This window comes from Paenibacillus sp. PCH8 (assembly GCF_002968835.1).
Lineage (GTDB): Bacteria > Bacillota > Bacilli > Paenibacillales > Paenibacillaceae > Paenibacillus.
In genome coordinates this window covers 220,677-228,769 of record NZ_PKQK01000007.1, presented here as the reverse complement: position 1 = coordinate 228,769, position 8,093 = coordinate 220,677, and the positions used below count along the sequence as shown (strand labels likewise).

Below are 8,093 nucleotides of genomic sequence, written 5' to 3'. Positions count from 1 at the left end.
AGGGGGACTATTGTGAAGGGAAAGCGCCGGAAGAAGCTTGCGGGGCCATTGTTGCTCTTAATGCTGCTGACGCTGTTGCTTCCTGTCTTGATTGGATCACCGTCAGCGCATGCAGCTGAGAAAAGTGGTGCCGTATATATTATTCCGGTTGACAAACCAATTGAGCAGGGACTTGGCAAGTTTATGGAACGTGGGTTCAAGGAAGCAGAAGAAATGAATGCTGGCCTGATCGTTCTTGATATCAATACGCCGGGAGGCCGTGTCGATACTGCAGAAGTATTGGGTACCCTGATTAAGGACAGCCCAATTGAAACCGTTGCATTTGTCCGTGGGGATGCTGCCTCAGCTGGAAGTTTTCTGGCTCTGAATGCAGATAAGATCGTAATGTCACCAGGCAGCATGATTGGTGCCGCAGCAATGGTGGACAGTACGGGTAAACATGTGGATGATCCGAAGCTGGTTGCATTCTGGAAAAGCAAGATGCAGGGAGCGGCTGAGAAAAGCGGTCGTGATGGCAATATTGCAGCCGGAATGACGGATGTCAACATGGTTGTCGAGATGCCTGAGATTAATAAGACCAAGCAAAAAGGTGAAATTATTGCTCTCTCGGCTGAAGAAGCGCTGAAAGTTGGATATGCGGACCACATCAGCAACACACCGGAAGAAGCGGCGACTTGGCTTGGTTACAGTCAGGATGATGTTTTCAAGGTAGAACGAACGACAGCAGAGAATATTTCATCTTTTCTTACTAATCCTATTGTCATGACCGTGTTGTTGTTTCTCGGAATCGCAGGTGTGATCATTGAGTTGATTGTTCCTGGTTTTGGAGTGCCTGGTATTGTGGGTATTGTGTGTTTCGTCCTGTATTTCTCAGGTAATTATATTGCAGGATTTGCTGGTGCAGAGACATGGGTACTGTTTACAGTCGGGCTCATCATGATGATTCTAGAGATGTTCATCCCAAGTTTCGGTATTCTGGGTATTCTGGGATCGATTGCGCTTGTCGCAGGTGTTGTGAGGGCTGCCTATGATACAAGTGATGCATTTGTGTCTCTGGGTATTGCTTTTGGAGCAGCGCTGGTCGTTATTGCGATTATCGCAGTCCTGTTTAAGGATCGAGGGATATGGAATCGGTTCATTTTGAGTGACAGCATGTCCGCGGATCGTGGTTATTCATCAGCCATGGAACGCAAAGAACTGATTGGTCTGCAAGGAATTAGTCTGACACCACTTCGTCCTTCCGGAACAGCCATGTTTGAGGGGAACGAATCGATGTTGTGACGGATGGAGACTTTATTCCCATTGATACACCGATTATTGTGATTAAAGCGGAAGGTACCCGGATTGTGGTTCAGCAAGCTTTGCCGGTGTAGCCCGCTCTATTGTCGAAGTGCATCCCTGCTTCGGCAATGTACATAACCACTTAGCTGAAGCTGCCAGCGAGGTGGTGCACTCTTTTATTTTAGCAGCGGATTCATGAATGACTGTTCTGAAGTATTTATCAAATTTAAATTGCAAATGGAGGAAATTTTACTATGGACACATCTATGATTACGATTTTGCTCATTGCGGTAGTAGGTATTATCGTATTGAGCGTATTCTTCAGCTTTTTCCCGGTTATGCTCTGGGTCTCGGCTATTGCATCCGGTGTACGTGTCAGCATTATTACGCTGGTCGCGATGAGACTCAGACGTGTAACACCTAGCCGGATCGTAAACCCGTTAATTAAAGCAACTAAAGCGGGACTTCAATTGACAATGAATCAACTGGAGAGTCACTTCCTGGCCGGTGGTAACGTGGACCGCGTTGTAAACGCTCTGATCGCTGCTCAACGTGCAAACATTCCACTGGAATTTGAACGTGCCGCTGCGATTGACCTCGCAGGTCGTGACGTATTGCAGGCTGTACAGATGAGTGTTAACCCGCGTGTCATTGAGACACCAATTGTATCTGCGGTAGCCAAAGACGGTATTGAAGTTAAGGTTAGAGCACGGGTTACAGTGCGTGCCAATATTGACCGCCTCGTCGGTGGTGCTGGTGAAGAGACCATCATCGCACGTGTCGGTGAAGGTATCGTAAGTACGAACGGTTCCTCGAATTCTCACAAAGACGTTCTGGAAAACCCGGATCTGATCTCCCGTACCGTATTGTCCAAAGGTCTGGATGCAGGGACTGCTTTTGAAATCCTGTCCATTGATATTGCGGACGTTGATGTAGGTAAGAACATTGGTGCCTTCTTGCAAACGGAGCAGGCAGAAGCTGACAAACGAATCGCTCAGGCCAAAGCAGAAGAGCGTCGTGCGATGGCCGTAGCCCAAGAGCAAGAGATGAAAGCACGCGTAGTGGAAATGAGAGCGCGTGTAGTTGAATCCGAATCCCAAGTACCTTTGGCGATGGCTGAAGCACTTCGTAATGGCAAGATTGGTGTTATGGATTACATGAATCTGAAGAACATTGAAGCTGATACTCAAATGCGCAACACATTGGGAAAACCTGGTGAAGGTTCGAATTCCAACGATCAGGGTGATTCCAAAAACGGAAGATAGGCGGTGAGTGCATATGGGCCTATTTGAATGGATTTTTGATAATCTGTATATTGTAGCTGTCATTGGTTTTGCACTCTTCTCCTTCTTGGGGAAAGCTGCCAAATCGGCTGATCCGAAGAAAAAGCGTCCTGGCAACGGGATGCCTACGTTTGGAGGCAGCGGTGATTCAGACCGGGAAGAACGTACGAGAGGCAATTCATCTCCGCAGCAGTCTTCCGGTCCAGCAGATCCCCGTTATGATGAACAGTATGACGATCGGTATGATGATGAGCAATACGAAAATCAGTATGACCAGCCGTATTCAGAGCCAGCAGCATCTTCTCGCCCCGCAAGTGATTACAGAAGTGAGGGCTCTATGAGTGCCATGGAAAATTCGCTTGAGGAACAGATGAGAGGCATGGAACAACAACAGCGACTGATTGAAGAACGCTTGAATCGCATCTCTTCTTCGAATCAGCCAGCTGTGTCTGATTCCAGTTGGGATGAGCCTACCACAGGTGAATCGGTAGCGTCTCCACTTCGTTCGGAAGATGTTCGCAAAGGTGTATTATGGGCAGAAGTATTGGGCTCTCCCCGGTCCAAGCAACCGTTTGGTACAAGAGGGAAACTGTAACAAGTCTAGCAATTAGACACGAATAGAGTCGTCTCTGGTGAGCAAAAAGCCGCCGGAGACGGCTTTTTCTGTGTTCTCCACTTTTTTCTCAATATTCGTACCCTAACCCGCCCCAGAATTTTCATAAATTCATGAATCTGTGCATAAGTTGAACTGTAGAGGAAGGGGAAGACCTTCGAATGACCCGGATCAGCCGCAAGCTGCGCAGATGGACCAGTGAAGTGCTGGATCTGCCGCAGGATGTGCTTTATGATATGCCACGGTTAACCCTGATTGGCAGTAAACAACTATATATAGAGAATCATCGCGGTGTCATCCATTTCACGCCGGATCGCATCGTGCTCGCTCTGTCACAAGGCCAGCTGGAGATCAAAGGAACCGCCTTGGTGATACGCAACATTTTGCCGGATGAAGTAGCTGTGGAAGGAACGATTCTGGATATTCACATGAATGGAGTGGAGGGGAACCGATGAAACAGCCCAGTCTGTACAAACTGCGGGGAGCAGTCCGAATCACGGTCACTGGGGAGATATTGAAGCATTGATTAACATGGTGGCAGAGCAGGGACTGGAAGTGTGGAACCTGCGAGCGCAGGATGGACGCAAGGCAGAGATGAACATTCTGCTGCCGCATTTTTTCAGGCTGCGTCCTATGTTGAAACGGACAGGCTGCAGAGTGAAAGTAAACCATCGCAGCGGTTTCCCTTTTTTTGCAGCACGACTGTTACGTAGGAAATTCTTCCTTGGCGGTATGCTGTTTTTTGTGGCAGCTCTGTTTGCGTTATCGTCTATGGTGTGGAATGTGGAGGTCAAGGGCAACGTGACTATTCCTACGGATGAGGTGCTCGCTGCGGCCAAGAAAGAGGGGGTGTACCCATTCCAATGGGGGTTCCGCTTGCAAAGCCAGGACAAGCTCTCCAGACAGCTTGCACTCGCTCTGCCGGATGTAACCTGGATTGGGGTAAGCAAAGAGGGGACAACTATTACCATTCAAGTCGTGGAGTCGGCGCAACCGAAGCGCGAACCGTTACTGAACCCCAGACATCTAGTCAGCAAATCAGATGCTGTCGTTACTCAAATCTATGCGGAGCAGGGCCGTCCTGTTGTTCAAAAGGATATGCGTGTCAAGAAGGGTCAGGTATTGATCTCCGGCATTCTTGGGGATGAAGAGAACACCAAAACTATTGTTGCCAAAGGGGAAGTACGTGGTCTGGTATGGCGCGAGTATCAGGTACAGGTTCCACTTGTGCAAAAACATAATACAATGACGGGCGAGAGCAAAGAACGATTTTACATGGTGTTGGGTAAATGGGCGATTCAACTCTGGGGATATGGAGATACACCGTTTAGTTCTTTTGATACCGAGAGCAATCATAAGCCACTGACCTGGCGATCCTTCACACTTCCCATGGGCTGGTTGACAGAGAAAGATTTGGAAACCCGCAAACATGAGGAACAACAGACGATAGAATGGGCCAGAACGAAAGGAATGGAAGGAGCAAGAAATGATATTATCGCCAAAAACGGCAAAGGAACGAAAATTATAAGTGAAAAAATTTTGCATGAGAAGAAAGAGAATGGTAAAGTTTATATGAAAGTCTTATTTGAAGTAGAAGAAAGCATTGCGGAAGAACTTCCGCTAGTCCATAGTCAAGGAGAATGAGGATATTTGTCAGAGCAAACACGCAGCATACAAATCTCCCTCCAGAGTGCGGGAGAGGGCCAATCTCTTTTTGGACCCCAAGATACTTTTCTGAAACTGATTGAATCCGAGATTCCTGCCCAGATTGCATCCCGTGAAGCGGAGATTGTGATTTTTGGCAATGCACAACAGGTGGAATCGCTTGAACAATTATTTGATGTGTTACTGCAATTGATACGCAATGGATATGTGTTAACCGAAAGGGATGTCAAGTATGCTATTGAACTTGCGAAGGAATTGCGCGCAGACCAACTACTGGATCTGTTCAGAGGCGAGATTACCACGACATACCGAGGAAAACCAATCCGTGTTAAAACCATTGGACAGAAACACTATGTAACTACAATTAAAAAACGTGATATTGTATTTGGCATTGGTCCTGCTGGTACGGGTAAAACGTACCTTGCTGTTGTACTGGCTGTTGCCGCAATTAAAGAAGGTAGCGTCAAACGTATAGTACTCACACGGCCTGCTGTGGAAGCAGGAGAGAGTCTGGGGTTCTTGCCAGGTGATCTTCAGGAGAAGGTAGACCCGTATTTGAGACCGCTCTACGATGCCCTGTATGACGTTATGGGACAGGAACAGACAGCGAAGGCTCTGGAGCGTGGGTTAATCGAGATTGCACCACTGGCCTATATGCGGGGCCGTACGCTGGATGACTCGTTCATCATTCTCGATGAAGCACAGAACACAACACCGGAACAGATGAAGATGTTTCTGACCCGTCTTGGTTTTGGCTCCAAAATGGTCATCACCGGAGACGTGACCCAGATTGATTTACCGCGTGGTAAGAAATCCGGACTTGTGGAAGCGAATGCGATCTTGAACGAAGTTAAAGAGATTGGATTTGTGTATTTTGCCGAGCAAGATGTTGTGCGGCATTCCCTCGTCCAGAAAATTATCGTTGCTTACAACCACGCCGCAGAAAATCAAGCATAGAAAGGGATTGTCTAAAGTGACCTCGAAGGAACCGTCAAAAGGCAAATCTTTTCAGAATAAAGCTACAGGATGGAAGTATAGCGTGTGGGCGCGCTATCTTCTGTTTTTGTTTCTGGTGATCCTTTTCTACGTGAGTCTGGCTTCCAAGTTGCTCCCCGAGCGGTATGATATTCAGGAAGGTACTCGGAGTGAAGTGGATATTGCTGCGCCCATGCAGATTCCGAATAACAAGGCCACACTCAAAGCACAGGAAGAAGCAGCTGAACGGGTACAGCCGATATATCAGATCGTACAGATGCGAAACGAAAATTTGATGACAACCCTGCTTGATCGTGTAGATCGACTGAATCAGGATGATCAGATCTCAAGTCAGGACAAGATTGATATTTATCGGGATGAAATTCCGCAGCGCCATAAGGATTTTGTGTCTAATTATATTAATAATAATCGGAAATCCGGTACATACTCCGAGACTCTTTTGGAAGAGATCAGAAATGTGGTACAGGAACAGAGCTACCGTATTCCCGAAGAGACATACATCAAGATCTCGCGATTGACTTCAGATGATATTCAAGAGATGAAGCCTGTTGCCAGAGACATTGTTGCCCGATTAATGACGGATCAGATCAGCGATGCAACCACTGCGCGTGCCAAAGTAGCTGAGATGGTGAGTGTCAGTTCTCTTAGTAAGCGTACGCAACGTGAGGTTGTGCAAGAACTCGCTCGCCTGGTGGTGACCTCTAACCGCTTTTACGATGAAGAGGGAACCAAGGAAGCGAAGGTTCAGGCGCGTGAGAACACACAAACTGTATTTATTAAGCAAGGGGACACGTTAGTTGCCAAAGGTGAGATGATCACCCCGGAGATGTATACGCTGCTGGATGAGAATGATTTGCTGAAAAATGAAGTGAACTACTGGCCACAGCTTGGACTTCTTATGTTTTCCTGCCTGTTGTCGGCAGCAATTCTGATGTATATTCAGCAGTGCAGCGGAACGCATTTTAAATACAATAATGCGCAGCTGTTAATGCTTGTTCTCATTTTTATTATTACTATTGTGGTTATGCATGTAACGGCTATTATCCAGACGAATGAGAGGTCTTATGTGGGCTTCCTTGCGCCTGTTGCAGTAGGAGCAATGTTAATTGCACTATTGCTGGATACGTCGCTTGCCTTTGTATGTTCGATTCTGATTGGGATGTTGTCCAGCGTTATTTTGAACACACATCAGGGACAGCTTTTTGACTTTGAACTGGGTTTCTTCGCTGTGGTAGTTTCGTTTGTTGCCATCTTTGCGACACATCGGGCAAGCCAGCGATCGACGATTCTGAAAGGGGCCATTATGGTCTGCATGTTCGGGTCCATGGCTGTATTCACCCTGGCTTTGATTGACTCGGGAGACTGGAACCGAACCACGACGCTTTATGGCGTTGGATTTGCATTTGCCGGGGGCGTGTTGACTGCCATATTTGTCATTGGGCTGATGCCATTTTTTGAAACTGCATTTGGTATTCTTTCAGCGCTCAAACTGGTGGAATTGTCTAATCCTAACCATCCTCTTCTGCGCAAGTTGCTGACAGAGACACCAGGTACCTATCATCACAGCGTTATGGTGGGGAATCTGTCTGAAGCTGCGGCTGAGGCCATTGGAGCGAACGGATTGCTGTGCCGAGTCGGGTCTTACTATCATGATATCGGCAAGACCAAACGACCGATCTATTTTATTGAGAATCAGAACAATATGGAAAATCCGCATGATTCAATAGATCCTAAACTGAGCAAGTCCATTATTGTTGCCCATGCACGGGATGGTGTGGAGATGCAAAAAGACTATAAGCTACCCAGACCTATTCGGGATATCGCGGAGCAGCACCACGGCACCACATTCCTGCACTTCTTCTATCACAAGGCACTACGTCAGGCAGAAGAGGCAGGAGTGGAACCAGACTTCACGGAAAATGATTTCCGTTACCCTGGTCCCAAAGCTCAGTCCAAGGAATCTGCTATTGTTGGGATTGCAGACAGTGTAGAAGCTGCGGTTCGATCTTTGCGTAAACCTACGGTGGAACAAGTAGAGTCAATGATCGAGAAAATTATTAAAGGGCGTCTGGATGATCATCAGTTCAACGATTGTGATCTCACCATGCGTGAACTGGATATCGTCTCCAGAACGCTGAAGGAAACGGTGATGGGGATCTTCCATTCCAGGATTGAATATCCGGAGGAGATCAAGAGACCGAAGCCAACGTCGCCCGAGGCGGGTTGATTAAATAATATGAGCAGACAGGAGTTAT

The 8,093-nt window shown here is 47.3% G+C and carries 5 protein-coding genes and 2 pseudogenes; all 7 read left to right on the top strand.

Annotation, left to right across the window (positions count from 1 at the left end; genetic code table 11):
- Window positions 1–12: 12 nt before the first annotated feature.
- The 7 genes and pseudogenes from C0Q44_RS27830 to C0Q44_RS27800 all read left to right on the top strand — a co-directional run bounded on the left by C0Q44_RS27830 (window position 13) and on the right by C0Q44_RS27800 (window position 8,065).
- A pseudogene (locus C0Q44_RS27830) lies at window positions 13–1,373 on the top strand (NfeD family protein).
- A 162-nt stretch (window positions 1,374–1,535) separates the two neighbouring features.
- A complete protein-coding gene (gene floA, locus C0Q44_RS27825; protein ID WP_105410381.1) occupies window positions 1,536–2,546 on the top strand; it encodes a flotillin-like protein FloA in 1,011 nt (336 codons plus the stop codon).
- Window positions 2,547–2,559: 13 nt separating this feature from the next.
- Window positions 2,560–3,159, top strand: a complete 600-nt coding sequence (locus tag C0Q44_RS27820) for a hypothetical protein (RefSeq protein WP_105410380.1) — start codon at window positions 2,560–2,562, stop codon at window positions 3,157–3,159.
- A 179-nt stretch (window positions 3,160–3,338) separates the two neighbouring features.
- On the top strand, window positions 3,339–3,632 hold the full coding sequence (yqfC, locus tag C0Q44_RS27815; protein WP_062835500.1) for a sporulation protein YqfC: 294 nt from the start codon (window positions 3,339–3,341) through the stop codon (window positions 3,630–3,632).
- Window positions 3,629–4,821 (top strand): annotated as a pseudogene (yqfD, locus tag C0Q44_RS27810) (sporulation protein YqfD). Before yqfC ends, yqfD begins: the two are co-directional and overlap by 4 nt.
- Window positions 4,822–4,827: 6 nt before the next feature.
- On the top strand, window positions 4,828–5,799 hold the full coding sequence (locus tag C0Q44_RS27805; RefSeq protein ID WP_105410379.1) for a PhoH family protein: 972 nt from the start codon (window positions 4,828–4,830) through the stop codon (window positions 5,797–5,799).
- Between the two features lie 16 nt (window positions 5,800–5,815).
- A complete protein-coding gene (locus tag C0Q44_RS27800; RefSeq protein ID WP_105410378.1) occupies window positions 5,816–8,065 on the top strand; it encodes an HD family phosphohydrolase in 2,250 nt (749 codons plus the stop codon).
- The last annotated feature ends 28 nt before the right edge of the window (window positions 8,066–8,093 follow it).